The organism is Pseudoxanthomonas beigongshangi (genome assembly GCF_016820515.1).
Classification (GTDB): domain Bacteria; phylum Pseudomonadota; class Gammaproteobacteria; order Xanthomonadales; family Xanthomonadaceae; genus Pseudoxanthomonas_A; species Pseudoxanthomonas_A beigongshangi.
This window is the reverse complement of sequence record NZ_JADHDV010000026.1, coordinates 1-26574: the sequence shown is the minus strand read 5'-3', so window position 1 is coordinate 26574 and position 26574 is coordinate 1. Positions and strand designations below refer to the sequence as shown.

General features: G+C 67.1%; 24 protein-coding genes. 8 read left to right on the top strand and 16 right to left on the bottom strand.

Going from position 1 to position 26574, the window contains the following annotated elements; genetic code table 11:
- Positions 1–13: 13 nt before the first annotated feature.
- Genes IQ458_RS16405 through IQ458_RS16390 form a run of 4 tightly spaced genes read right to left on the bottom strand, consistent with a single transcriptional unit; the run spans position 14 to position 3070 of the window.
- The gene (locus tag IQ458_RS16405; RefSeq protein WP_203323491.1) at positions 14–541 is read right to left on the bottom strand and encodes a pilus assembly protein PilP; all 528 of its coding nucleotides are present in this window, start codon (positions 539–541) and stop codon (positions 14–16) included.
- Positions 542–546: 5 nt separating this feature from the next.
- Positions 547–1212 carry a type IV pilus inner membrane component PilO gene (locus IQ458_RS16400; RefSeq protein WP_141453983.1) on the bottom strand — a complete coding sequence of 222 codons (666 nt, stop codon included), beginning with the start codon at positions 1210–1212 and terminating at the stop codon, positions 547–549.
- A complete protein-coding gene (locus IQ458_RS16395; RefSeq protein ID WP_183644328.1) occupies positions 1209–2012 on the bottom strand; it encodes a PilN domain-containing protein in 804 nt (267 codons plus the stop codon). Before IQ458_RS16395 ends, IQ458_RS16400 begins: the two co-directional genes overlap by 4 nt.
- The gene (locus IQ458_RS16390; RefSeq protein WP_343205581.1) at positions 2012–3070 is read right to left on the bottom strand and encodes a pilus assembly protein PilM; all 1059 of its coding nucleotides are present in this window, start codon (positions 3068–3070) and stop codon (positions 2012–2014) included. Before IQ458_RS16390 ends, IQ458_RS16395 begins: the two co-directional genes overlap by 1 nt.
- Positions 3071–3287: 217 nt before the next feature.
- Between IQ458_RS16390 and IQ458_RS16385 the strand changes: the two genes are divergently transcribed.
- Complete coding sequence (locus IQ458_RS16385; RefSeq protein ID WP_203323490.1) at positions 3288–5729, top strand: penicillin-binding protein 1A; 2442 nt, start codon at positions 3288–3290, stop codon at positions 5727–5729.
- A 101-nt stretch (positions 5730–5830) separates the two neighbouring features.
- Entirely contained in the window at positions 5831–6484 is a 654-nt protein-coding gene (locus IQ458_RS16380; protein ID WP_203323489.1) for a hypothetical protein, read from the top strand.
- A 159-nt stretch (positions 6485–6643) separates the two neighbouring features.
- Here the strand turns inward: IQ458_RS16380 and IQ458_RS16375 are convergent, their stop codons facing one another.
- The 7 genes from IQ458_RS16375 to IQ458_RS16345 all read right to left on the bottom strand — a co-directional run bounded on the left by IQ458_RS16375 (position 6644) and on the right by IQ458_RS16345 (position 16589).
- A complete protein-coding gene (locus IQ458_RS16375; RefSeq protein ID WP_141453990.1) occupies positions 6644–7933 on the bottom strand; it encodes a citrate synthase in 1290 nt (429 codons plus the stop codon).
- 239 nt (positions 7934–8172) lie between these two features.
- Complete coding sequence (locus IQ458_RS16370; RefSeq protein WP_141453991.1) at positions 8173–8415, bottom strand: type B 50S ribosomal protein L31; 243 nt, start codon at positions 8413–8415, stop codon at positions 8173–8175.
- An 86-nt stretch (positions 8416–8501) separates the two neighbouring features.
- Entirely contained in the window at positions 8502–9440 is a 939-nt protein-coding gene (locus tag IQ458_RS16365; protein ID WP_203323488.1) for a nucleoside hydrolase, read from the bottom strand.
- Between the two features lie 67 nt (positions 9441–9507).
- Entirely contained in the window at positions 9508–11610 is a 2103-nt protein-coding gene (gene recG / locus IQ458_RS16360; RefSeq protein WP_203323487.1) for an ATP-dependent DNA helicase RecG, read from the bottom strand.
- 79 nt (positions 11611–11689) lie between these two features.
- Positions 11690–14125, bottom strand: a complete 2436-nt coding sequence (locus tag IQ458_RS16355; RefSeq protein WP_203323486.1) for a TonB-dependent receptor — start codon at positions 14123–14125, stop codon at positions 11690–11692.
- A 41-nt stretch (positions 14126–14166) separates the two neighbouring features.
- The gene (locus IQ458_RS16350; RefSeq protein WP_235996908.1) at positions 14167–15354 is read right to left on the bottom strand and encodes an SO2930 family diheme c-type cytochrome; all 1188 of its coding nucleotides are present in this window, start codon (positions 15352–15354) and stop codon (positions 14167–14169) included.
- Positions 15355–15359: 5 nt separating this feature from the next.
- Complete coding sequence (locus tag IQ458_RS16345; protein ID WP_183644348.1) at positions 15360–16589, bottom strand: parallel beta-helix domain-containing protein; 1230 nt, start codon at positions 16587–16589, stop codon at positions 15360–15362.
- A 150-nt stretch (positions 16590–16739) separates the two neighbouring features.
- Here IQ458_RS16345 and IQ458_RS16340 point away from each other — a divergent pair, with 150 nt between their 5' ends.
- The gene (locus tag IQ458_RS16340; protein WP_183644351.1) at positions 16740–17783 is read left to right on the top strand and encodes an AraC family transcriptional regulator; all 1044 of its coding nucleotides are present in this window, start codon (positions 16740–16742) and stop codon (positions 17781–17783) included.
- 27 nt (positions 17784–17810) lie between these two features.
- Here the strand turns inward: IQ458_RS16340 and IQ458_RS16335 are convergent, their stop codons facing one another.
- From IQ458_RS16335 to IQ458_RS16315, 5 genes are all read right to left on the bottom strand, one after another.
- Positions 17811–18194, bottom strand: coding sequence for a RidA family protein (locus IQ458_RS16335; RefSeq protein ID WP_183644354.1), 384 nt, complete (start codon positions 18192–18194; stop codon positions 17811–17813).
- Between the two features lie 184 nt (positions 18195–18378).
- Positions 18379–20550 (bottom strand): RelA/SpoT family protein, encoded by a 2172-nt coding sequence (locus IQ458_RS16330; protein WP_183644357.1) that lies wholly within the window; start codon positions 20548–20550, stop codon positions 18379–18381.
- Between the two features lie 127 nt (positions 20551–20677).
- Entirely contained in the window at positions 20678–20977 is a 300-nt protein-coding gene (gene rpoZ / locus IQ458_RS16325) for a DNA-directed RNA polymerase subunit omega (RefSeq protein WP_183644360.1), read from the bottom strand.
- Positions 20978–21100: 123 nt separating this feature from the next.
- A complete protein-coding gene (gene gmk, locus IQ458_RS16320; protein WP_183644363.1) occupies positions 21101–21721 on the bottom strand; it encodes a guanylate kinase in 621 nt (206 codons plus the stop codon).
- Positions 21718–22578 (bottom strand): YicC/YloC family endoribonuclease, encoded by an 861-nt coding sequence (locus IQ458_RS16315; RefSeq protein ID WP_203323485.1) that lies wholly within the window; start codon positions 22576–22578, stop codon positions 21718–21720. The genes gmk and IQ458_RS16315 overlap by 4 nt, the downstream gene beginning before the upstream one ends.
- A gap of 117 nt (positions 22579–22695) precedes the next feature.
- Between IQ458_RS16315 and rph the strand changes: the two genes are divergently transcribed.
- The 5 genes from rph to IQ458_RS16290 form a co-directional block, all read left to right on the top strand.
- Positions 22696–23421, top strand: a complete 726-nt coding sequence (gene rph / locus IQ458_RS16310) for a ribonuclease PH (protein WP_183644369.1) — start codon at positions 22696–22698, stop codon at positions 23419–23421.
- Between the two features lie 41 nt (positions 23422–23462).
- The gene (locus IQ458_RS16305) at positions 23463–23855 is read left to right on the top strand and encodes a VOC family protein (protein ID WP_203323484.1); all 393 of its coding nucleotides are present in this window, start codon (positions 23463–23465) and stop codon (positions 23853–23855) included.
- A gap of 34 nt (positions 23856–23889) precedes the next feature.
- Complete coding sequence (gene rdgB / locus IQ458_RS16300; RefSeq protein ID WP_183644376.1) at positions 23890–24480, top strand: RdgB/HAM1 family non-canonical purine NTP pyrophosphatase; 591 nt, start codon at positions 23890–23892, stop codon at positions 24478–24480.
- 49 nt (positions 24481–24529) lie between these two features.
- Positions 24530–25684 carry a radical SAM family heme chaperone HemW gene (gene hemW, locus IQ458_RS16295; protein ID WP_203323482.1) on the top strand — a complete coding sequence of 385 codons (1155 nt, stop codon included), beginning with the start codon at positions 24530–24532 and terminating at the stop codon, positions 25682–25684.
- Between the two features lie 89 nt (positions 25685–25773).
- On the top strand, positions 25774–26574 hold an 801-nt coding region (locus tag IQ458_RS16290), incomplete at its 3' end, for a DUF1631 family protein (protein WP_203323481.1).

Genomic DNA, 26574 nt, shown 5'->3' with positions numbered 1-26574 from the left:
GTGTTTCCCCCAATCATTGATCTTCAAGCGCAACCGAAGCGGGCCGTTCCAGCCAGCCGCCAGCGCCATCCGGCACCAGTTCGACCATTTCGATGCCGTCCTCGCGTACCGCGGTGACGTGACCATCGCTCTGGCCCATGTAATTGCCCGGCCGGATCCGGTAGGTCACCTTGTCCGGCGCCATCACCAGGGCAATCAGGCCCGGTCCTTTGCCGATGGTCCCCACCATGTCCAGGCTGTCCAGCGGATACTGCTCGAGGGTTTCCTTGCGGCGATTCGGGTCGGGCCGCAGGCCCCCATTGTCCACGTTGCTCCAGGCATTGCTGAATGGATCACGCAGGCTCTGCGCGGCATATTCGAAGGTTTCGAACTGCTGCATGACCGGCAGCGGATCCAGCGGAGGCGCGGGACGGGCGCGTACGTCCGCCACCCACTTCTCCAGGTTGGGCGCATCGCCCGGCGTACTGGTGACGCCACGCGCGCAGCCCGCCAGCAACACCATCAGGCAAGCCAGGAACAAGGGGCGGAAAGCGGAGTGCATGTTCTTCACTTCTTCCCAGCCTTTGCCGCATCGGCGGCGGCCTTCTCCTGGTCCTCGATTTCCTTCTCGTCGAGGTAACGATAGGTTTTCACCGTACCCGACAGTTCAAGCGCGCCGCGGCTGGTGATGGCGCCCTTGCCCTCCTTGGGCTTGAGCGAGATGTCGTGCATGGTCAGGATGACCACGCGCGGCAGCGAAGCCACGCCGCTGACGAAGGCACCGAACTGGTGGTAGCTGCCGACCATGCGCAGGGCGATCGGCTTCTCGGCGTAGAACTCCTTAGGCGTCTCCGGTCCGGGCTGGAACAGCTCGTTGGACAGGCCGCTGGACAGCGCCGTCTGCGAGATGTCGATGATCAGGTCCGGCATCTCGGTCTTGCTGGGCAGCTGGCGCAGCATCTGCTGCAGCACCTGCTCCATCTGCGCCAGTTGCTGCTTCAGCGGGCCCAGGTTGGCGGCACGCCCCTGCTTGTCCTCGAAGTCGCTACGCAGCGTGCTCTCCTGGCGTTCCAGTTGCACGAGATCCTGGCGCTTGCCCTTGATCACCAGCAGATAGGCCATCACCACGATGAACAGGCCGACGATCACGCAGAAACCGATCTTGGCGTTCTGCGGCCAGGCGCCGATGTTGTTGATGTCGAGATTCTTGAGCGATGTCTTTTTCTGGCTCATGACGCATTCCCCGGGCTGTTGGCGGGCGTCTGGGCCGGAGTCGAGGGAGCGGCCGGAGTGGTGGCTGGCGCCGCCGGTTGCGAGGCGGGCGCGGGAGCGGCGGCCGGTGCCTGCCCGTCGCCGGGAGCCGCCGGGGTGGCCGGCGTGGCGGTGGCGGAGGGTGCCTCGACCGCACTGGCTTCGGACAGCGCTGCGCTTTCCGGAGTCTGGCCGTCCTTGCCTTCCGGGGCATTCGGGTTGGCCAGCCGCACCTGCAGGTTGAATACGTAGGGCAGCGAACTGCTGATCCCGCCGGTCAACGCCTTGGCATCCTCCGCCTTGGCTTCGATGATCGCCAGGTCGGGCTTGGTCATCCAGCCGGAGCCTTCCAGGTTGCGCATGTATTCGCTGACCCGGGCGTTGGACTGCGCGCGTCCTTCCAGGGTCAGGACCTCGCCTTCCTGCTTGATGTTCGACAACGCGACGCCATCGGGGATGGTGCGCACCAGCGAGTCGAACAGGTGGACCATCTGCGACCGGTTGGCCTGCAGCTGCTCGATCACCTTCTTGCGCGCCAGCAGGCGGTCCTTCTGCTTGTCCAGCGCCTCGATTTCCTTGATCTGGGATTCGACCTTCTGGATCTCGCCGGTCAGGAAATCATTGCGCACCATCTGGCCGCTGATCTGGCGGTCGTAATGGAACCAGAGCAGGAATGACAGCAGCACGCCGCCCAGCGCGGCGAGGCCCAGCATGGCGTAGAAATCTCGCTGCCGCTGCGCGCGCCGTTCGGCCCGCCACGGGAGTAGGTTGATTCTTGCCATCAGTCGAAGCTCCTCAGCGCCAACCCGGTGGCAATCATCAGCGCCGGAGCATCCTGGGCCAGCGCATGGGCCTGGACACGCGGCCCGAGGGTCATCTGCGAGAGCGGATTGGCCACCACCGTCGGCACGCCGAGTTGCTCTTCCACCATTTCCGGCAGGCCGGACAGCGCGGCGCAACCGCCGGCCAGCACGATCTGGTCGACCCGGTTGAATTCGCTGCCGGCGTAGAAGAACTGCAATAGACGGCTGATCTGCTGCACCGTGGCTTCCTTGAACGGTTCCAGCACTTCGACTTCGTAGCTTTCGGGGAGCCCACCCTGGCGCTTGGCCAGGCCGGCTTCCTCGTAGGTGAGTCCGTAGCGGCGCATCACCTCGTCGGTCAGCTGCTTGCCGCCGAACACCTGTTCGCGGCTGTACAGGCTGCGGCCGCGACGCAGGACGTTCAGGGTGGTCATGGTCGCACCGATGTCGACCAGCGCCACCACGCCGTCCTGCGGAATCGGCAGTTCGTCGGCGATCAGCGCGAAGGCGTTCTCGACCGCGAAGGCCTCCACGTCCATCACCCTGGCGGTCAGCCCCCCGAGTTCCAGCGCCGACTGGCGAAGCTCGACGTTCTCCGAGCGCGAGGCCGCCAGCAGCACCTGCACCATCTCGGGATTGTTGGGCATCGGGCCGAGCACCTCGAAGTCGAGGTTCACTTCCTCGATCGGGTACGGGATGTAGTTGACCGCCTCCAGCTCGACCTGGGCCTCGAGATCACTCTCGTCCAGGTCGGCGGGCATCGGGATGATCTTGGTGATGACGGCCGAGCCGGCCACCGCGGCGGCAGCGTGCTTGACCTTGGTTCCCGCCCGCGTCACCGCGCGCCGGATGGCCTCGCCGACGGCCTCGACCTCGACGATGTTCTTCTCCACCACGGCATTGGGCGGCAACGGTTCGACCGCGTAGTGTTCCACGCGGTAACGGTTACCCACGCGGGAAAGCTGCAGGAGCTTGACCGCGGTCGAACTGATATCGACGCCGACCAGCGGCGCCTGGCTTCTTGGGATTAGCCCCACGGTCTTTCCCCTTCCGACGGGCACTGGACGGTACTTCTACCGGCCACATTAATAACCAACTCTTTACGCTTGGCAACCTGAGTTTTCGTGGCTGTGCGGCTTGTCACGGTTCACGAAGGTTGTCACCCAAGTTACTGTTCCCCCTAGGATCGCCGGTGGCAACCCCAGCCGTCATCTATACTCTGCCCTTGAGAATTCTGCAATCGGATCCCTCTGGATGCCCCGTTTCCGCCGCCTCTTCCGCTGGGCCCTGTTCGCCGGCCTGGCCCTGACCCTCGCCGGCCTGGCCGCCATCGGCATCCTCTATTACGTGGTTTCGGCCAAGGTTCCGGACATCCAGTCCCTCCGCAGCGTCGAGCTGCAGGAACCCCTCTACGTCTATGCCAGCGATGGCCGGCTGATCGGCCTGTTTGGCGAGACCCGCCGCTATCCGGTGTCGATCAAGGATGTCCCCGAGCCGGTCAAGCGCGCCTTCATCGCGGCCGAGGACTCGGATTTCTACAAGCACAACGGCGTGGACCTGACCGGCGTCAGCCGCGCGGTCTGGCAGATCCTCAGCCGCAAGGAAGGACGCGTCGCCGGTGGCAGCACCATCACCCAGCAGGTCGCCCGGCAGTGGTTCCTCAGCTCCGAATACAGCTACACGCGCAAGCTCGTCGAAATGATGCTGGCGATGCGCATCGAAAAGATGCTGAGCAAGGACGAGATCCTCGAGCTCTATCTCAACAAGAGCTTCTTCGGAAACCGCTCCTACGGCGTGGCCGCGGCCGCCGAGTACTACTACGGAAAATCGCTTGACCAGTTGACCCTGGCAGAGACCGCGACGCTGGTCAGCGCGCTGAAGTTTCCCTCCAGCGGCAACCCGATCAGCAACCCGGTGCGCAATCACCAGCGCAGCGTTTACGTCATCAACCGGATGCTCGAGGACCGCTACATCACCCCGGCGCAGGCGGCGGAAGCCAAGGCCGAACCGATGCACGCGACGCCGCACGAACGCCCGGTGGAGGTCTACGCGCCCTACGTCGCCGAGATGGTCCGCCAGGAAATGATCGCCCGCTTCGGCGGCGACGTCCTGACCAAGGGCTATCACGTCACCACCACCATCGACGCGACCCTGCAGGCCGCCGCCGACCAGGCGGTGCGCGAGGGCCTGCAGTTGTACGACCGTCGCCACGGCTGGAACGGCGTGGAGCGCCATTTCGATGTCGCCGCCGACGCCGATGCCAAGGCGCTGGCCGGGCAACTGTCCGGGATACCGCCGCAGGGCGGCATGCGCCCGGCCATCGTCGCCGCCACCGCCGCCGACGGCAGCGCCACCGTGGTCCTGTCCGACGCCAGCGAAGTGGTGTTGCCGCCGTCGGCCAGCCAGTGGACCGGCAAGGCGCCCGGCAAGCTGTTCAAGCGCGGCGACCTGGTCCGGCTGAAGGCCGGCAAGACCGAAGGCAGCTATATCGTCGACCAGGTGCCCCGTGCGCAGGCCGCGCTGGTATCACTGGACGCCGACACCGGCGCGCTGCGCGCGCTGATCGGCGGCTACAGCTTCGCCGGCAACAAGTTCAACCGCGCTACCCAGGCACGCCGCCAGCCGGGTTCCAGCTTCAAGCCGTTCCTGTACGCGGCGGCCTTCGAGAAGGGCTTCAACCCGGCTTCGATCGTGCTCGACGCGCCGGTGGTGTTCCGCGATCGCCGCGGCCACATGTGGCGCCCGCAGAACGATGGTGGCGGATTCCGCGGCCCGATGCGCCTGCGCGAGGCGCTGGTGCAATCGCGCAACCTGGTGTCGGTGCGCCTGCTCGACGCCATCGGCGTGGACTTCGCGCGCAAGTACATCAGCCAGTTCGGCTTCGAGGAAGCCGAACTGCCACCCAACCTGTCGATGTCGCTGGGCACCGCCTCGCTGACTCCGATGTCGGTGGCGCGCGGCTACGCGGTGTTCGCCAACGGGGGGTCGCGGGTCACGCCCTGGTTCATCGATGAGGTCAAGGACCGCGAAGGCAACGTGCTGTTCAAGGAAAAGCCGGCGGTCGCCTGCCGCGGCTGCGGCGGCACCTCGCTGGGTAACGCGGCCGCGCCCGCCAACGACGTGGTCGACGGTTTCAATTTCGGTCCCCAGCAGGCGTCCGCACCCAAGCCCGCGCCGGTCAAGCCGGCCACGCCCGCGCCCGCGCCCGCCAAACCGCCGATCCAGACGGCCGACACGGTGGCCGCGCCACGCGCCATCGACGAGCGCACGGCCTACCAGCTGGTCTCGATGATGCGCGACGTGGTCCAGCGCGGCACCGGCACCGCGGCCAAGACCCTGGGACGCGAAGATGTCGGCGGCAAGACCGGCTCCACCAACGACCACCGCGACGCCTGGTTCTCCGGCTTCGGCGGCACCTACGTCACCACGGTCTGGGTGGGTCGCGACGACTTCCGCTCGCTGGGTTACCGCGAATATGGCGGCAAGGCCGCGCTGCCGATCTGGATCGACTACATGCGGGTCGCACTGAAGGACAAGCCGATCGCCGCGAACGACCCGCCGGCCGGCATGGTCCAGGTCACCACCAACGGCGCGACGGAATGGGTGAAGGCCGAGGACCTGGAACGCATCGAGCAGTTCGACGACTTCGGTCCGGAAGACGCGGTGCCGGACGAGGAAGCCTTCGACATCTTCTGACGCCGCTTGCGGCCGGATCGGTGGATCACCCGGTGATCCACCGATTTACATTCACAATCCTTGGTGTACAGTCGCCGCTAGTTTCGACGCGGAGGCTCGCCATGCACCACGCCCGTCAGCACGCCGAAACCCGCACCCGCGAGCGCCGCCGGCGGCTTGCCCACGAGGCCGCCCGGCTGATGGCCGAAGGCGGCATCCGCGACTTCCACCAGGCCAAGCTCAAGGCCGCGAACCGGCTCGGCATCCACGACGACGCCTCGCTGCCCCGCAACCGGGAGATCGAAGACGCGTTGCGCGAGTACCAGCGCCTGTTCGTCGGCGAGGCGCATACGCTCGGCGTACGCCGCCGCCGCGAGGCCGCGCTGAGGGCGCTGGAATTCTTCAATGGCTTCTCGCCCCGGCTGGTAGGGCCGGTCCTGGATGGCACGTCCGACAACAACGCCGCCGTGCAACTGCATGTGCACAGCGATGATCCGGAGGCCGTGGCCCACTTCCTCGAAGAGAACCGCATGCCCACCGAATCCCGCACGCGCCGGCTGCGCCTGGATCGCGAGCGCAGCCTCGACGCGCCGGTATGGCTGTTCAGCGCGGAGGAGCTGAGTTTCGACGTGACCGTGCTGCCGCTGGACGCCCTGCGCCAGGCGCCGCTGTCGGGCATCGACGAAAAGCCGATGCGCCGCGCTTCCGCGACGCAGTTGCGGCAGATACTGGCCGAAGAGGAAATCGCCGGTTACGAGTCCGGCATGCAGGGCTGAGCGCGGCAGGGGGCGGCAGGGGGCGGCATCGAGTACCTGCTTCCCGCTTCCGCCGCGATGCGCCCCGGCAGGACGCGATCGATTCACCTTGCTGAAAAAGCAAACGCCCCGCGAAAGCGGGGCGCTGCGTTTCGGTGCGTCATCGATGCGGCGGATTGCTCAGCGCTGGTCGATGCCCTTGTAGTCGCGCACATCGTAGCCGGTGTAGATCTGGCGCGGACGGCCGATCTTGGCTTCCGGGTCGACCTGCTGTTCCAGCCAATGCGCGACCCAGCCGGCGGTGCGGCCGATGGCGAACATGACGGTGAACATCTCGGTCGGGATCTTCAGCGCCTTGTAGATGATGCCGCTGTAGAAATCGACGTTCGGGTAGAGCTTGCGCTGGATGAAGTAATCGTCCTTCAGCGCGGCCTCTTCCAGCTTCAGCGCCACTTCCAGCAGCGGATCGTTGACGCCGAGTTCGCCCAGCACCTTGTGGGTCATCTCGCGGATGATCTTGGCGCGCGGATCGAAGTTCTTGTAGACGCGATGGCCGAAGCCCATCAGGCGGAAGCCGGATTCCTTGTCCTTGGCCTTGGCGACGGCGCTGTCCACCTTGTCCGGCGTGCCGATCTCTTCCAGCATCTTCAGCACCGCCTCGTTGGCGCCGCCGTGCGCGGGGCCCCACAGCGCGGTGATGCCCGCGGCGACCGAAGCGTACGGGTTGGCGCCGGTGGAGCCGACCAGGCGAACGGTCGAGGTCGAGGCGTTCTGCTCATGATCGGCGTGCAGGATGAACAGCAGATCCAGCGCCTTGGCCACCACCGGGCTCAGTTCCAGTGGCTCGCTCGGCACTTCGAACATCATGTGCAGGAAGCGGTTGACGTAGTCCAGGTTGTTGCGCGGATAGCGGATCGGCCAGCCGATCGAATAACGATAGGCGGCGGCGGCGATCGTCGGCACCTTGGCGATCAGGCGGATGGCGGCCAGGCGGCGCTGTTCCGGATCCTCCAGGTCCAGGGTGTCGTGGTAGAACGCGGACAGCGAGGCCACCGTGCCGGCCAGCATCGCCATCGGATGCGCGTCGTAATGGAAACCGTGCAGGAAGTTCTTCAGCGACTCGTGCATCATCGTGTGATGCGTGACTTCGTGATCGAACTTCTCGAACTCCGCCTTGCTCGGCAGTTCGCCGTTCATCAGCAGATAGGCCACTTCCAGGAAGCTGGAATTCTTGGCCAGCTGTTCGATCGGGTAACCGCGGTACAGCAGCACGCCGTTGTCGCCATCGATGTAGGTGATGGCCGACTTGCAGCTGGCGGTGGCGGTGAAACCGGAGTCGTAGGTGAAGAGACCGGTTTCCTTGGTCAGCTTGGAGATGTCCACGCAGTTGTTGCCCAGCGTGGGTTTCAGGACCGGCAGGTTGACGGATTTGTCGCCGGCGGTCAGCGTGACCTGGTCGAGTTCGGACACAGTGTGCGCTCCTTCGTGGGGAAGCACCGGCCGCTTGCACGGGCGGTGTGTGACGGGAGTCCGGAGGGGGTTCTTCGGATAACGTCGATTATCGCACACGCGGTTTGGAGTCGTCGCTCGGTTCCAGACCAAACTCAGACCAAAGCATAAGACGCCGCGCAACGCGCGTTACGCGAAAGACGGAAATGCAAACGGCCGCGCACCTGGCGCGGCCGTTGCAGGACGAACCGACCGTTCGCTCAGCGCGCGTAGCGCTTCTGGAACTTGTCGATGCGGCCGCTGGTGTCGATGACCTTGTGCTTGCCCGTGTAGAACGGATGCGAAGCGGAGGAAATTTCAACCTTGATCAGCGGATAGTCGTTGCCGTCTTCCCACTTCGTGGTTTCCTTGCTGCCCAGGGTCGAGCGGGTCAGGAACTTGAAATCGGAGGTCACGTCGTGGAAGACGACTTCGCGGTAATCGGGATGGATGTCGGCCTTCATGGCGGGCACACCGTGTTGCGGGATAGGGAAGAGCGGCATTGTAGCCTGCCCTCCCGTCCCGGTGCAACCCAGCCCCTTGCCCGGCCTCAGCGGGCGGCCAGGGCGGCCTGGATCAGGGCCTCGAAGCGCTCCTGGTCGTATTTGAGCAGGATGTCGGCCTTGTCCGGCTTGCCACCTTCCCGGCGCCAGTCCACCACGCTGGCGCCCCGGCTGTGGGCGCCCTGCAGCTCGATGGCCAGCGGCCGTTCGGCCCGTTCCAGCGTCCCTTCCGGGGCCAGCGCGAAGGCCATGGCCAGGGCGTCGGCCGCGTACCAGTAGTCGCCCCGGCGGTCGATCGACCACAGCCGGGTCTTTTCCGAGATGCCGGCATAGAACCTGGCCCGGTCCGAATCGGCCCGCAGCCAGCCAACGACCCGGTCGTGGTGGAGGCCATGGGCGATGGTGGCCTCCCAGTCCGCGAGTTCGATGCGGTCGAACGCCTCGAACACCAGGTGGGCCGCTTCCGGATCGAAGTAGAAATTGAACTCCGCCGCCGGGGTGATGTTGCCGTGGCAGGTTACCGCGCCGCCCATCACCACGAAGCGCGCGACACGCTGCGGCAGGGTCGGATCCAGCTTCAGCGCCAGCGCGATGTTGGTCAGCGGTCCCAGCGCGACCAGCAGCAGCTTGCCGGCGTGTTCGTGCGACAGGCGCAGGATGGCCAGCGCGGCATGTTCGGCTTCGGCCTGCTTGGACGGTGCGTCGTAGCCGATGTCGCCGAAACCGTCGTGGCCATGCACGTAGCCGGCGTCCGGCGCCGGATGCAGCAGCGGTTCGGGTGCGCCCGCGAATACCGGGATGTCGGCGCGGCCACTGATCTCGCACAGCTTCAGCGCATTGCGCACGGTGTGTTTCAGGCCGACGTTGCCGGCGGCGATGGTCAGGCCGATCACGTCGTGGCGATCGTCGTTGAACGCCATCAACAGCGCCAGCGCGTCATCGACGCCGGGATCGGTATCAATCAGCAGGGGAATCCTGTCGCTCATCTTTTTTCATTCATGTCGGTTGGCCTGCGAGTCTGGCACCGATGGATGACGAACGAAAGTCGAGTGCTCAGGCACCCGCGTAGCGGACCGCCCCGCCCACCCAGCGCTGAACGATGCGGTCGGCCAGCGCCGGCGATTCGGCCAGCAGGCGATCGGCCATCTCGCGCACCTGCGGCAGCAGTGCCGCGTCGCGCGCCAGATCCGCGACCCGGAACGTCGCCAGGCCGGTCTGCCGCGTGCCTAGCAGTTCGCCGGGGCCGCGCAGTTCCAGATCCTTCTCGGCGATGACGAAACCGTCGTTGGTCTCGCGCATGGTCGCCAGGCGTTGCTTGGCCATCTGCGAGAGCGGCGCCTGGTACATCAGCACGCAGGTCGAGGCGGCCGCGCCGCGCCCGACCCGCCCGCGCAACTGGTGCAGCTGCGCCAGGCCGAGGCGCTCGGCGTTCTCGATGATCATCAGCGAGGCGTTGGGTACGTCCACGCCGACCTCAATCACGGTGGTCGCGACCAGCAGATCGCTCTCGCCCTGCTTGAACGCACGCATCGCCGCCTGTTTCTCCGCCGCCTTCATGCGTCCGTGGACGAGCGCGATGCGCAGTTCCGGCAGGGCGGCGGAGAGCTGTTCGTAGGTGGTCTGCGCGGCCTGCGCGATCACCTCGTCGCTGTCGTCGATCAATGTGCACACCCAGTACGCCTGGCGCCCCTCGGCGCAGGCGGCGCGGATGCGCTCGACCAGTTCGGGACGGCGCTCGGCGCTGAAGGCGACGGTATGCACGGGCGTGCGGCCGGGGGGCAGTTCGTCGATCGCCGAAACATCGAGATCGGCGTAGGCGGCCATCGCCAGCGTGCGCGGGATGGGCGTCGCGGTCATGACCAGTTGATGCGGCACCGACTTCCCGCTGGCCCCCTTGTCGCGCAGCGCCAGCCGCTGGTGCACGCCGAAGCGGTGCTGCTCGTCGACGATGGCCAGGGCAAGGTCCTTGAAGGTCACCGCTTCCTGCATCAGTGCATGCGTTCCCACCACCACTTGGGCCTTGCCGGTGGCGACCTCGTCCAGCACCTGCGCGCGCGCCTTGCCGGTGACCTTGCCGGCCAGCCACGCGACCCGGATACCCAACGGTTCCAGCCATTGCCGCAGGTTGGCCAAATGCTGCTCGGCCAGCAGTTCGGTGGGTGCGGCCAGCGCCGCCTGCCGGCCGGCTTCCACCGCCAGCATCGCCGCCATCGCGGCGACCACGGTCTTGCCGCTGCCGACGTCGCCCTGCACCAGCCGCAGCATCGGCGAGGGCAGCTTCAGGTCCTCGCGGATCTGCTTGAACACCCGTTGCTGCGCGCCGGTCAGGCGGAACGGCAGCGATTTCGCCAGTTGCGCGGCCAGGGTGCCGCGCCCGGTCAGCGCCGGTGCGTGATGGCGCTGCAGGGCGATGCGCTGGCGGCGCAGGCTGACGTGATGGGCCAGCAGTTCCTCCAGCGCCAGCCGCCGCTGGGCCGGATGCCGCCCCAGCGACAGGGCCTGCAGATCGGCGTCGCGCGGCGGGCGGTGCATGACCAGCAGCGCCTCGCGCAGCGACGGTAGCCCGGATTCGCGCAGCAGGGCTGTGGGCAGCAGTTCCAGCGCGACATCGTCCGGCAGGCGATCCAGCGCCTGGCCGACCAGTTTGCGCAGGCTGGCCGGCCCCACGCCTTCCACGGCCGGATAGATGGGATCCAGCGCCTCGCCGAGGGCGATCTCGGCATCGGCGTCGAGCACGCGATAGCTGGGATGGACGATCTCCAGGCCATGCTGGCCCGGCTTGGGCGTGCCGTAGCAGCGCACCCGGGTGCCCGGCGCGAACTGCGCCACCTGCGCCGCACGGAAATGGAAGAACCGCAGCACCACCGTGGCATGCGAATCGTCGCCGATCGCCACCCGCAACACCGGCCGGTAGCGGAAACCGCGCTCGACCGCCTCCACCCGCCCCTCCAACTGCGCGGGCACGCCTGGGCGCAGCGCGCGGATCGGCGTCAGCGCGGTGCGATCCTCGTAGCGCAGAGGCAGGTGCAGCCAAAGATCCTGCAAGGTCAGCAGGCCGCGCGCCGCCAGCTTTTCGGCGATGCGCGCGCCCACGCCTTTCAGCGACGCGATCGGAAGACGGGCCACCTCGTCGGCCCCGGGAATGGCATGCGGCATGGTGCAAGCATGCCGGGTATCGCGGTGCGATTGCCAGTCCGCGGCGGTTCCGGCGCACGGCCGGAACCGCCCGCCGTCATCAGAACCGGGCGCTGAACTCCACGCCGACCTGGCGCGGGGCCGAGATCGAGGCGAACGGCGTGCCCAGCACCGAGGCGGAAATGTTGTTCACCCCGGTCACGTAGCGCTTGTCGAACACGTTGTTGCCGTACACGCCGACGCCCCACATGCCATCGGCCGAGGACCACTGCACGCGCATGTCGGTGCGGTTCTGCGCCTCGCCGGTGCGGAACGCCGGGCTGGCCTGGCAGGTGCCCTGGGTTTCGGACTCGGCGTTGCAGCGGCTCTTGCCGCGGTAGGCGTGCAGCAGCGAAAAACGCACGTCGCCGCCGTCGCCCAGGTTCCAGGTATAGCCGGCGCCGAACGACGCCGACAGGTAAGGCTCGCCGGTCGGATCGCCGGAAATGTCGCGGCCGTTGGTGGACAGGCCATCCTTGTAGGTGGCGTCGATGAACGAGGTATTGAAGGTCAGGTCCAGGCCGGTGACCGGCCGCCACTGCAGGTCCACGTCCACGCCCCAGGCCTGCATGTCGCTGGTGTCGACGATATAGCGCGGCACGCCGGAGCCGGCGGTGTTCAGGTCCAGGCTGATGGCCTGGCGATCCTTGTAGATGTAGTAATAGCTGGACGCGTTGAGTGACAGCTTCTGTTCCGGGAATACGGTCTTGATGCCGAACTCCGCGTTCCAGACATCCTCGTTGTCGAACTGCGACTGCGGCTGCACGCTGTTGAAACCGCCGGCCTTGTAGCCCTTGGCCAGCGAGCCGAACACCATGGTGTTGTCGTTGACCGCGTAGTCGACGACGAAACGCGGGCTGAGGTCGGTCCACGACTTCTTGCGGCTGTTCTTCACGCCTTCCAACTCGCCGAAGGCGAACACGAAGTCCGTGTTGAACATGTCGGCGCTGACCGGATAGCCCATCTGCTGCAGCAACTCGAAGAAGCCCTGCTGATCCAGCATCGCCACGGTGGCATCCAGCGTCGCCGCCTCGCGCGCGCCGTTGAACCAGCTGAAATCCTTGCGGTCATGGGTCAGGCGCAGGCCGAAGGTCAGGTTCCAGCGGTCATTGACGTGCCAGATCACATCGCCGAACGCCGCGTAGGCTTCCGCCTTTCCGTGGTTGACCATGCTCTCGCGCCACGAATGGCCCTGCAGGCGCAGCGGCAGGCCCGCGCCTTCCAGCACCTGGTCCAGCAGCGCGATGATGTTGACGCCGCCAAAGTTGGGCAGGTTGCCCATCGCGGTGCCCACGCTGTCGGTGAACAGGTTGGTCTCGCTGGTCTGGTCGGCCTCTTCCTTGAACCAGCTGGCGCCGGCCACCCAGTCGAACTTGCCGGACACGCCGGAGAACTTGAACTCCTGGTAGTAGCTGCGGTTGCTCTCGATGTTGGCGGTGTCGAAATAGAGGTTGATGCGGTTGGTGCCGTCCTCGTCTTCGCGGTTCACGGTGTCGAAATCACGCACGGCGGTGGTCGACTGCAGGCTGCCCCAAGGGAAGGCGTGGTCGATCTGCAGGGTCAGGCCGTTGAAGGTGCGTGATTCCTCGTTGTGGACCACGTCGTTGAAAACCTGAGCCTTCAGCGGGTTCCGATAGGTCAGCGGATTGGCGGGATACGGAGCCGGGGCCGGATACGGGTCCAGCGCCACCAGGCCGACCGCCGGACGCGCCAGCTGGTCGATGTTCTCGTAGTCCCAGGACAGGTTGAGGGTGGTCGACTCGCCCAGATCCGAACGCCAGGCCGCGCGCAGCGCCATCGTGTCCTCGGGGTTGAGCCGGTCACCGGTCGCGGCATCGGTCATCCAGCCGTCGCTGTGGTTGGACAGTGCGCTGAAGCGCAGCGCGTGACGCTCCCCGAAGGGGACGTTGAACAATCCGGACAGATAGCGGCGACCATCCTCGCCCACCCGGATGCGGGCATTGCCTTCCGCCACGTTGCTCGGCTTGTTGGTGATGATGGACACCGCGCCGGCGGCGCTGTTGCGGCCGAACAGGGTGCCCTGCGGCCCCTTCAGCACTTCGATGCGCTCGATGTCGTTGAACGCCAGCATCGCTCCGCCGGTGCGGGCCGAATAAACGCCGTCGATATAGACGCCCACGGCCGGATCGGTGCCGATGCCGAAGTCGCCGGTGGAAATGCCGCGGATGGCGTAGCGCGGCTGGGTCGGACTGCCGTCGCTGACCTCCAGGCCGGGCACGAACATGTCCAGGTCGCCGATGTCGGCGGCCGCGACCTGGTCGATCATCTCGCCGTTGAGCACGTTGATCGCGATCGGCACGTCCTTCAGTTCCTGCTCGCGGCTCTGCGCGGTCACCTTGATGGTGTCCAGCGTGGTCGCATCGTCGGGCGCGGCGGCGGCCTGCCCCCATGCGCTACCCGACACGCCCAGCAACACACAGCTTCCGAACAGGGCGCGCCGCAGCCCCACCACCAGACACCGTTGATTCAACTTCATCACTCCCTCCCAGAAGCGTTGTGTTCCTACGGATGTTTCCCTCAAATGGACGCCGGTACCGCTTCTCCCCCCGGCGCCTCCCCATCGCAACTGCCATGCTGCGCGCGAATCCAGGCATCAATCAGTTCCACGCCTTCGCGATGCACCACCGAGCGCCCCAGTTCCGGCATCATCACCGCCGGATCGGCGCTGTCCATGCGGAAGCTGAGAATCGATTCGTCCGGCTTGCCCGGCTCGATGTCATGCCGCCGGTCGCCAGTGCCCTTGCCGGCGGCGATCGGCTGCTTGCAGAAACCCAGCTTCAGGCGTTCCCGGGTGCCCGCGTCCAGCCACAGGCCGGAAGTGATCGCCGGGCCGGTCGGGCTGTGGCAATGCCCGCAGTTGACGTCCAGGTAGGCGCGCGCGCGCGCGTCGAGGCCGGCGTTCGTGTCCATCCAATCGGCATCGCGCGGTGCCTGCGCAGGTGCGGGCGCGCCGGTCAGGTAGCCGATCCGGGCCAGGTGCGCGAGCTGGTTCTCGCGACCATCGCCATAGTCGAAATCCCGGTTCAGATGACGCGCCTTCGGCCCGATCGGCGACAGCTGCCGCGACCGGTTGTCGGTCATGTGGCAACCGCCGCACTGGTTCTGGTCGGGCACCTGGTAGGACGCTTCCTCGCGCTTGCCGGAAGCGTCGACCAGTTCCAGCGAGATCAGATCACCGGTGCGCTTGAGCGTGGCTTCGGTCTGGGCTTCGTTCCAGACGTACGGCATCGCCACCCAGCCCGATTCGCGCCGCACCAGCAGGCGGGTTTCGATCAGGCGCACCTTCGACAGGTCCAGCGACTCCTGCTTCAACACGCTGGCCGAGGGCGGGGTGCGCGCCACCGAGCGGCCATCCCATGCCTGTCCTTCCGGCAGCGGGTAGTAGAAGGTCTTGCTGATGATGGTGCCGACCGGGAAGTCGAACGCGGCGTCGGCCCGATAGGCCGCCGCCTTGCCCTTCGGCATCCAGATGGTGCGCAGCTTGTGCGCGTAGTCGCTGAACAGCGGGGTGTTGAGATCGTAGGGCACGACGCCGCCGTTCAGGCGCAGCCGGCCGTCCTCGATGCGCAGCACGTGCCAGTCGTCCAGGCTGGACGGCTGGCCCTCGGCGAAGAAAGTCACTTCCTGCTGACGCTTGCAGCTCGTGATCAACGCGGCGGCCAACAGCGCGCCGATGGCCATCCATGCGGCCCGGTACTTCCGCATCGTGATCAACCCCGCTTCAGGTCCACCGCCGGCAGGCGCGGCAGTTCGCACTGATGGGACCGGGTGTCCTTGCTCGGGCTCTTGTAGCCGCCGGGGCCGTCGGCGTTGATCACGCCGCTGACGTCACGCAGGCAGATCTCCGGCCCACGCGCCTGGCCATCGACCTTGCGGTCCTTGTTGAAATAGCCATCCCACAGCACGTCCGGGAAGTTGCCGCGCAACCCGTACATCGCCACCTTCAGCGCCTTCAGATCGAAACCGTCGGGCGAATCACCGCCGCCGGACAGGGTGTTGCCATGCACATAGATGCGCTCCGGATACGGATCGAAGGTTTCCGACTTGCTCGAATCCTTGTAGCCGGTGGAGTAGACGCTGGAGATGATGATGTTGGTGGTCGCGTTGTCGCGGATCTCGTTGCCGAAGATCTCGATGTCGTCGTTGGAATTGACCACGATGCCGGAACCGGCCGGCACGCTCGCCACCGGCGTGCCCTTGGCGCCGAAGTTCTCGTGGTTGTTGGCGATGACCTTGTTGTTGAACACGCGGATGTTGCCACCCTGCTGCTTCAGCCCGGGCATGTTGAACACCAGGATGCCGCCGGTGTTGCCGGTGGCGACGTTGTCGTGGACGTCGGCGTTGATGGTGTTCTCGATCTCGATGCCCGCCACGTTCTTCTCGGCGCGGCTGCGACGCACGATGACGCCGTCGGACTGGCCCACGTAGATGCCGGCATCCGAGGCACCGATGGATACCGAATCCTCGATCAGCACGTTCTTCGTCAGCACCGGATACAGCCCGTAGGCACCGTTCTTGGTGCTGGGACCGCCGGTCCATTCGACCTTCACCCCGCGAATGGTGATGTTCTCCGATTCGCTGATCTTCAGGCCATCGCCCTTGGAGTCCTGGATGGTCAGGTTCTCGATGGCGAAGTCGTCGCCGTTGACCAGCAGGCCCTCGGCGCCGGCCTTCTGGCCCTTGAAGCTGAGCACGGTCTTGTCCATGCCGGCACCACGGATCGTCACGCCGTCCGCGCGCAGGGTCAGGCTGCGATCGAAATGATAGGTGCCGGCGGGAATCTCGATGACCTCGCCGGGCTTGGCGTCGAGCAGCCGCTCGTGGAGTTGCCGGGCGAAGTCCGTGCTGGCCGCATCCGCCTTCGGTGCCTGTTCGTCGCCCTTCGGCTGGCAGGCGGCCAGCGCCAGTGCCAGACCCGCCATCAACATCGTCCGCTGCATCGCGTTCCCTCCCCGGTCCTCGCGCGGCGGCCGGCGGCCACCATACGCGTGCGAATTCAGTAATTGAGAGTCTTGTCCCACTGGTTTCCCTGAAGTAGGGCAGGAGCGGCATACTTGGGGGGGCAAAGCGGACAAGCTGGAGGGGCTTCGATGCGCCGTAAACTGGGCCTGGACGGGGGCAATCGCCTGTCCATCGCCAACCTGCCGACCAACATGCTGTGCAGCCTGGTGCTGCTGGCGGGCGAGTTGGGCGTGAACTGCGAGTCCTGGTTCAGCGGGCTCCGCCTGACCCCGCGCGAGATCCAGGATCCGCTGGCACGGGTCTCCTACCGGCAGGCGACCGAGGTCATCCGCCGCGCGCTGCCGACCCTGCCCATCGAGGACGTGGGCCTGACCCTGGGCGGCAACCAGAACGGCGCCAACTTCGGCCTGCTGGGCCTGGCGATGCGGATGGCGCCGAACTTCGGCGAGGCGGTCAACATCGGCCTGACCTACCAGCGCAACCTGGGGCCGCTGATGGACCTGCAGTTGCTGCAGGAAGATCCCGAAGTGGTGTCGGTGGTGGCGACCACGCCGCTGGATCTGCCGGAGATCCTGCCGTTCCTGTGCGAGGAGATGTTTTCCAGCGTGCTGATGCTGGCGCGGGAACTGGCCGGCCCGGAATTTCATCCGGTGCGGCTGGATCTGACCTACCCCGCTCCGGCCTATGCCAGCAAATACAGCCGGATGTTCGAATGCGAGGTGCGGTTCCGCCAGGGCCAGAACCGGATGCTGGTGGATCGCAGCTGGTTCTCGCTGCCATTCACCAGCTACAACCCGGTCGGCTCGCAGCAGGTGCTGGCGCTGTGCCACGCGCAGTTGGCGGCGGTGGCGACCTCGGGCGAGGCGACCGCGGCGGTGGAACGACAGCTGCGACCACGCCTGCGCGAAAATCCGCAGATGACCGAGATCGCGACCGCGCTGCACCTCAGCGAGCGCACCCTGCGCCGGCAATTGGCCGACGAAGGCCAGCGCTTCAGCGATATCCACGACCGGGTACGCACCGATCGCGCACTGGAATTGTTGCAGGATCGCGAACTGACCATCGCCTACATCGGCACCCAACTGGGCTTCAACGACGTGCGCGAATTCCGCCGCGCATTCAAGCGCTGGACCGGGCACACGCCCAGCGAGGCGCGCGATCGGATGGTGTGATCGCGCGCCGGGGTCAACGGCGGGCGGTCAGCCGACCACCATCACCGCGTCAACCTCGAACGCCGCGCCCTTGGGCAGGCCGGCTACCTCAATGGTGGAGCGCGCCGGAAACGGCGCCTGGAAGTAGTCCTGCATCACCGCGTTGACCTTGGCGAACTCGCCCAGGTCGGTCAGGTACAGGCCCAGGCGGACGACGTCGCCCAGCGAACCGCCGGCCGCCTCGGCCACCGCCTTGAGATTATCGAACGCGCGGCGCGCCTGCGCCTCGATGTCGCCCTCGACCAGGTTGCCGGTGGCCGGATCCAGCGGAATCTGCCCGGAGAAATACACGGTGTTGCCGGCGCGCACCGCCTGCGAATACGGGCCGATGGCGGCGGGCGCCTGTTCCGTGTGGATGATCTGCTTGCTCATGGGGCGCTCCTGACGGGAAAGGCGGGGATTTTAACTGAGGCAGCAATCCGGCACGGTACACGCCATCCCCTTGTGGGAGCGACGTGAGTCGCGACGGGATGTACCGGGCGACCGCAATCGCGACTCACGTCGCTCCCACAGGGCGAAATCCGGGCACCGGAAAGGCAGCGGAGCGAGCTCCGCTCTACTGGCGGCGGACGCCGTGGACGACGTTGAGGCGGCGCAGGCGGCGCATCACTTCGGCCAGGTGGTTGCGGTCGCGCACCTGGATGGAGAAGCGCAGCACCGCCACGTTGATGTCGCGCTCCAGGTATTCCACCCGCTCGATGTTGGACTGGCTCTTGGCCACCGCGGCGGCGACCTGGGCCAGGACGCCGGGGCGGTTTTCCACGTCGATCAGCAGCGAGGCGTCGTAGTCGCCAGTGACGTTGGCATCCCAGGCGATCGGCACCCAGCGCTCGGGCGACTTGCGGAATTCGGTGACGTTGGGGCAGTCCATCCGGTGCACCACGATGCCCTTGCCGGCGGTGTGGTAACCCATGATCTCGTCGCCGGGAATCGGCTGGCAGCAGTTGGCGAAGCTGACCACGCCGCGCTCGGTGCCCTTGATCAGGATCTTCTCCTGCGAGTGGCGCGAGTGCGCGCCGGCACGCAGTTCGGCGTGCGCGGTCAGTGCCTGCGCGGCCTGTCCCGGCATCCAGTTGCCGAGCGCGATGTCGGCCAGGAAGGCTTCCAGGCGCGGATAGCGGTGCTCGGCCAGGAAGGTGTCCAGCCGCTGTTGCGGCAACCGCTCCAGCGAACTGTCCAGTTCCTCCAGCGCGCGATCCAGCATGCGGTGGCCCAGCTGCACGGCGTCCTCGTGCTCCAGTTGCTTGAGCTGGTGGCGGATCGCGGTGCGGGCCTTGCTGGTGACCACGAACTCCAGCCACTGCGGCTTGGGCGCGGCGGACTTGGCGGTGATGATCTCCACGCTCTGGCCGCTGGCCAGCTTGGTGCGCAGCGGCACCAGCTTCTTGTCCACGCGCGAGGCCACCGCCTGGTTGCCGACATCGGTATGCACCGCGTAGGCGAAGTCCAGCGCGGTGGAGTTGCGCGGCAAGGACAGGATCTTGCCCTTGGGCGTGAACAGGTAGACCTCGTCCGGGAACAGATCGACCTTGACGTTCTCCAGGAACTCCAGCGACGAGCCGGCGGCGCGCTGGTTGTCGATCAGTTCGCTGATCCAGGCGTGCGCGCGGTTCTGCGCGCTGTTGGGCGAATCGGTACCGAACTTGTAGGTCCAGTGCGCGGCAATGCCGCGCTCGGCGATGAGATCCATCTCCTGGGTGCGGATCTGCACCTCGATCGGCGAACCGTAGGGGCCGAACAGCACCGTGTGCAGCGACTGGTAGCCGTTGGCCTTGGGAATGGCGATGAAGTCGCGGAAGCGACCGTCCAGCGGCTTGTACTGCGCGTGCACCGCGCCGAGGGCGTGGTAGCAGGAAGGCACCGAATCGACCACCACGCGGAAGCCGAAGACATCCATCACCTGGTCGAAGCTTTTGCCCTCCGCGCGCATCTTGTTGTAGATGCTCCACGGGGTCTTGATGCGACTCACCAGGCGATGTTCGATGCCCTCCTTGGTAAGTCGCTGGGACAAATGCGCCTCGATCTGCGCCATCGACTCGCGGCGCATGACCGGCTGGCTGCGGATGTGCTTGTCGATCACCGCGTGCCGCCACGGATGCAGCGCGCGGAAGCCGAGATCCTGCAGCTCCGACTTGACCAGGTTCATGCCCAGCCGCTGGGCGATGGGCGCGTAGATTTCCAGGGTCTCGCGGGCGATGCGCTGGCGCGCCTCGGCGCTCTGCGCGCCCAGCGTGCGCATGTTGTGCAGGCGGTCGGCCAGCTTGATCATGATGACGCGCAGATCCCGCGACATCGCCAGCAGCATCTTGCGGAAACTCTCGGCCGCGGCCTCCTGGCGGTCGCGGAACTTCAGCTTGTCCAGCTTGGTGACGCCGTCCACCAGTTCCGCCACCGACTCGCCGAACTCGCCGGCGATGGCCTCGCGGGTAAGCGGGGTGTCCTCGATGGTGTCGTGCAGGATCGCGGCGATCAGGGTCTCCGCGTCCATGCCCAGTTCGGCCAGCACGCCGGCCACCGCGACCGGATGGGTGATGTAAGGCTCGCCCGACTTGCGGGTCTGGCCTTCATGCGCGGCGGCGCCGACCTCCCAGGCACGGCGCAGCAGCGGCAGCTGTTCCTTGGGCAGGTATCGGGCGGTCTTTTCGAATTGGGCGAGATAGTCCGGCACGCCATCGTTGCGCGATGAAGCGGGAGTGCGGAGCGCCTTGGCGGTACGGCCTGGGTTCATGCCGCCAGCCTAGTGCAGACGTGGCGGTACGGCAAACCCGGAAAACGCGAAAAGCCCGCTCGCGCGGGCCTTTCCGACAAGTGTGACCTGGCGGTGCCGCCCCTCGGGTGACGGGCGGCGTCCGGCGTCAGTCGTCGCCCTTGGACATGTCGTCGTCGGCGACCACTTCGGCGGCAGCCCATTCCAGCGCTTCGCGCTCAGCGCGCTCGCGCTCGGCCTTCTCGACGCGATCGATCAGATCGTTGTCGATCTTGCGGGCGGCGATTTCACGCAGCGCCAGCACGGTGGGCTTGTCGGCGGTTTCGCTGTTGTCGATGGTGGACTCGACGCCATTGGCGAGCTGGCGGGCGCGCTTGGCGGCCATCGTGACCAGTTCGAAACGGTTGTTGACGACTTCCAGGCAATCTTCGACGGTGATGCGGGCCATGCGGGCTCCCGGCGACCCAAGGGTCGCGCGATGAATAGGGAAAGGGGCGGCGATTGTACGGCCTCGGCTGGCCCGAGGCAACCGTTTCTTTACAAATCAGTCAGTTAGCAGCCCACGTGGCCCCTACTCGGCCAGCAGCGCCCCGATCAGCGCCTCGTGCCGCTGCTGCTGGGCTTCCCGGCGCAGGCGGCTGGCGGTGAAGATGGCATGCATCTGGTCGCAGGCGGTGTCGAACACGTCGTTGACGATCACGTAGTCGAACTCGTCGTAGTGCGACATCTCCTCGCGTGCCGCCGCCAGCCGGCGCTGGATGACCTCCTCGCTGTCCTGGCCGCGTGCGCGCATGCGCTGTTCCAGGGCATCGCGCGAAGGCGGCAGGATGAACACGCTGACCGCATCGGGCACCTTCTCGCGCACCTGGCGCGCGCCCTGCCAGTCGATTTCCAGCAGCACGTCCTTGCCGGCGCACAGCTGCGGTTCCACCGACTGCCGGGCGGTGCCCTTCCAGTCGCCGTGGACCAGCGCGTATTCGAAGAAGTCGCCGGCGCGGATCATCGCCTGGAACTCGTCGGCGTTGATGAAGTGGTAGTGCTGGGCGTGGCGCTCGCCCGGACGCGGCGCGCGCGAGGTGAAGGAAATCGACAGGGCGATTTCCGGATCCCGCGCCAGCACGGCGTTGACGATGCTGCTCTTGCCGGCGCCCGAGGGCGCGGCAACGATGTAGAGGGTGCCGCGGCGGCTCATTCGATGTTCTGCACTTGTTCGCGGATCTGGTCGATCAGGACCTTCAGTTCCACCGCCAGGTTCGTGGTGCGCGTGTCCACCGACTTCGAACCCAGCGTGTTGGCCTCGCGGTTGAATTCCTGCAACAGGAAATCCAGCCGGCGGCCGACCGGCTCGGCCTGCTTGAGGACGCGGCGGATTTCCTTGACGTGGCTGTCCAGCCGGTCCAGTTCCTCGTCCACGTCCAGCTTCTGCAGCCACAGCACGAGTTCCTGCTCCAGCCGGCCGGGATCGGCGGGCTGGGACAGCTCGGCCAGCCGCGCTTCCAGCTTCTGCCGCTGGCCGGCGCGGATGATCGGCAACAGTTCGCGCACATCGGCGGCGCGGGCGGAGATCGCGTCGACGCGCTCCAGGATGGCGGCGACCAGCTTCTGTCCCTCGCGTTCGCGGGCGACGACGAACTGCTCGACCACCGCGTCCACCAGCGCCAGCGCCTCGGCCTGCAGGATCGCCTGATCCACCGCCTTGCTCTGCACCACGCCGGGGAACTGCAGCAGATCGGTGAACTCCGTGCGCAGGGCCGGGAACCGCGCATGCAGGTCCAGCGCCAGCTCGGACAGCTGGGCGACCAGCGCGGGATTGATCTGCAGCGCGCCCTCGCCTTCCGGCGCGCGCAGGCGCAGGGTGAAGTCCAGCTTGCCGCGCGACACCCGCGCGGACACGCGTTCGCGCAGCGCCGGTTCCAGCGCGCGCAGTTCCTCGGGCAGGCGCGTGCCCAGCTCCAGGAAACGATGGTTGACCGCGCGCAGTTCGCCGGTCAGCGTGCCACCGGAAGTGGCGCGTTCGACGGCGGCGAAGGCGGTCATGCTGCGGATCATGGGAAACCCGGTCGGATCGAAAGCGCGAATGGTACCCTAGCGCGCCCCGGTCGGCCGAATCGGCGGGCCATCCGGCCCACGCGGTCATCCGCTCCTTCCTCCAGTCGAGTTCCCTGCATGTCCGTCCTTCGTCCCAGCGGCCGCCTTCCCGATCAGATGCGCGAGGTCCGCATCGAGCGCGGCTACACGCGCCACGCCGAAGGCTCGGTGCTGATCCGCTTCGGCGAGACCCGGGTGCTGTGCACCGCCAGCGTCGAGAACAAGGTGCCCTCGTTCCTGCGCGGCAAGGGCGAGGGCTGGGTTACCGCCGAATACGGCATGCTGCCGCGCGCCACCCATACCCGTGGCGATCGCGAAGCCTCGCGCGGCAAGCAGGGCGGTCGCACGCTGGAAATCCAGCGCCTGATCGGCCGCGCCCTGCGCGCCTGCGTGGATCGCGCCGCGCTGGGCGAACGCACCATCACCCTGGACTGCGACGTGATCCAGGCCGATGGCGGCACCCGCACCGCCGCCATCACCGGCGCCTACGTGGCGCTGGCCGATGCGATCGGCTGGCTGCGCCAGCGCAATGAAATCAAGCGCGACGTGCTGCTCGGCGCGGTCGCCGCGGTCTCGGTGGGCATCTACCGCGGCGCACCGGTGCTGGACCTGGATTACGCCGAGGACAGCGACTGCGACACCGACATGAACATCGTCATGAACGATGGCGGCGGCTTCATCGAGTTGCAGGGCACCGCCGAAGGACACGCCTTCCGCCGCGACGAACTGGACGCGCTGCTGGCGCTGGGCGGGAAGGGCACCGCCGAGCTGTTCGCGGCCCAGCGCGCGGCGCTGGCGGGCTGACGCCCCGCGCAAGCATTCCCTCCCTCCACCGGTTCAATCCGATGCGCCAGACGCTCAGCCTGATCACCGTCGTGGTCGACGACTACGACCGAGCCATCGCCCACTACACCGGCGCGCTGGGCTTCGAGCTGCGCGAGGACACCGATCGGGGCGGCGGCAAGCGCTGGGTGCGGGTCGCACCGCCCGGCTCGCGGGAAACCTGCCTGCTGCTGGCCGTTGCCGGCAACGACGCCCAGCGCGCGCGCATCGGCGACCAGACCGGTGGACGGGTCGGTTTCTTCCTGGAGACCGACGACTTCCATCGCGACCATGCGCGGATGCTGGCGCAAGGCGTGGAATTCCTGGAAACCCCGCGCGAGGAAAGCTATGGCACGGTCGCGGTGTTCCGCGATCTCTACGGCAACCGCTGGGACCTGCTGCAGCTCAAATCCTGACTCCCCGAATCCCCCTGACGGATCCCCCCCCCCCGTGAAACTGGTACTCGCCTCCTCCAACGCCGGCAAGCTCGAGGAACTGCGCCACCTGCTGGCCGATACCGACATCGAGCTGATCGCCCAATCCGATCTCGGCGTCACCGACGCCGACGAAACCGCCACCACCTTCGTCGAGAACGCGCTGATCAAGGCGCGCCACGCCTCCCGCCTGACCGGCTTGCCGGCGCTGGCCGACGATTCCGGCATCTGCGTCGATGCCCTCAATGGCGCGCCCGGCCTGTATTCGGCCCGCTATGCCGGCGAGCACGGCAACGCCGGCCGCAACATCGACAAGCTGCTGGACGCGCTCAGGGACGTTCCCGACGCGCAGCGCGACGCGCATTTCTACTGCGTGCTGGTGCTGCTGCACCATGCCGACGATCCGCAGCCGCTGATCGTGGAAGGCGAATGGCGCGGGCGCATCCTGCACGAGCGCCGCGGCACCGGCGGCCACGGCTACGACCCGGTGTTCCTGGATCCGCAGCTGGGCCGCTCGGCGGCGGAACTGGAAGTGGCGCTGAAGAACCGCATCAGCCACCGCGGCCGCGCCCTGGCCGCGCTGCGCGAGCGCCTGGCCCGCGCTTGATCGCAAAACCGGCATCCCGCCGGCGGCGGGATGCGACAATGTGCCGGCCATGCTGATCCCGCCGCCGCTGTCGCTGTATGTGCACCTGCCCTGGTGCGTCCGCAAATGCCCCTACTGCGACTTCAACTCGCACCAGGGCAAGGGACCGCTGCCGTTCGACGACTACGTCGACGCGCTGATCCGGGATCTGGATTTCGACCTGCCGCTGGTCTGGGGCCGCACCGTGCATTCGGTGTTCTTCGGCGGCGGCACGCCCAGCCTGTTCCCGCCGGAGACCATCGACCGCTTCCTGCAGGCCGCCGCGGCGCGGCTGCGGTTCGCGCCGGGCCTGGAAGTCACCCTGGAAACCAATCCGGGCACCGCCGAGCACGGCCGCTTCGACCGCTACCTGGCCGCCGGGGTCAACCGCATCAGCTTCGGCATCCAGAGTTTTGATGATGGCTGCCTGCAGCGGCTCGGCCGCATCCACGACAGCGGCGAGGCCGAAGCGGCGGTGAAGCTGGCGCAGGACGCGGGTTTCGACAACTTCAACCTGGACCTGATGTACGCCCTGCCCGGCCAGACCCTGGCGATGGCCGAGCGCGATCTGGAACGCGCCTTCGCCCTGCAACCGGCGCACATCTCCCACTACCAGCTCACCCTGGAACCGAACACGATCTTCTTCGCCCGGCCGCCGCAGGGCATTCCCGACGACGATGGCGCCTGGGAGATGCAGGCCCATTGCCAGGCGCTGCTGGCCGGAGCCGGGTTCGGCCACTACGAGATCAGCGCCCATGCCCGCGAGGGCCGGCAGTGCGCGCACAACCTGAACTACTGGCGCTTCGGCGACTACCTGGGCATCGGCGCCGGCGCGCACGGCAAGATCAGCCTGGGCGCGGAGCAGGCGATCCTGCGCCGCTGGAAGGTCAAGCATCCCACCGCCTACCTGGCCGCGGCCGGGACCGCGCAGGCGCTGGGCGGCGACGATCGCATCGCGCCGGAACAGCGTCCGTTCGAGTACATGCTGAACCTGCTGCGCCTGCACGAGGGATTCCGCGTGGCCGATTTCGAACATGGCACCGGGCTTCCGCTGGCCGCCATGGAAGCGCCGCTGGCGCGGGTCGTGGCCGCCGGGTGGCTGCGGCGCGAAGGGGACCGGTTCATCCCGACCGAACTGGGCAGGCGCTTCACCAACGACGTCGTGTCGGCCTTCCTGGCCGATTGACGGCCCGCCATCACCCCTCCCCCACGCCGGGGCGGCCACGATTCCAAAATGTTGTGATAATTGTCGCCTCAGGGGAGATCCACCACGCCGTGACCGCGATACCACCACCACCGCCCAGCGCCGCCGCAGGCAGCCTCGCCGGCGCATCGCTGCCGCCGCGCGTGCGCAAGCTTCTCCGCGGCTTCTTCGATCACATCTCCAGCGACATCATCCAGTCGCTCAACGCGATGCTGCCGGAGTACGAGCAGGCCTTGTTCAAGCAGGCCGAACAGGCCCGCAGCGACAACCGCCAGGCTGAATTCTTCAGCAACCTGCGCGCGTTCCAGCGCAACCGCGGCGAGTTCGTCCCGCACTTCATGTTCGCGCTGGAAGCCGAACTGGCCGCCGTCCGCACGCCGCCGTCGCGCGCCCGCGCGCCCGCGCCGACCGGGCTCGAGTTCCGCACCCTGACCCTGGTGGAAGACGCCGCGATGGACGAGGAAATCGTCCTCAGCGACATCGCCCGCCGGCACGAGGTCCGTGCCTCCCAATCGCTGCTGCTGCTGGGCCAGCGCTTCGGCGCCCTCGGCGGCGCGCCCGCCTTCGACAACGAACGCCTGCCGATCGGACCGCAGGGCCTGTGCCGGATGCTCAAGCTGGCCGCGCGCACCCTGGAGCTGGATCTGGAGGAGCGCCTGCTCCTCTATCGCACCTTCGACCACAAGGTGATGGGCAACTATCAGGAGTGGGCGGAAACACTGAACCAGTACCTGTCGCAGGAAGGCGTGCTGCCCGGCCTGATCTACCTGCCCCGGCGTACCCGGGCGGTGGATGTGGCCTCGCCCGCGCGCGCCGGCGCCGATGCGGCCCGCGCCGCCGGGCGCGCCGACGCGAACAGGCCGCTCACCGGC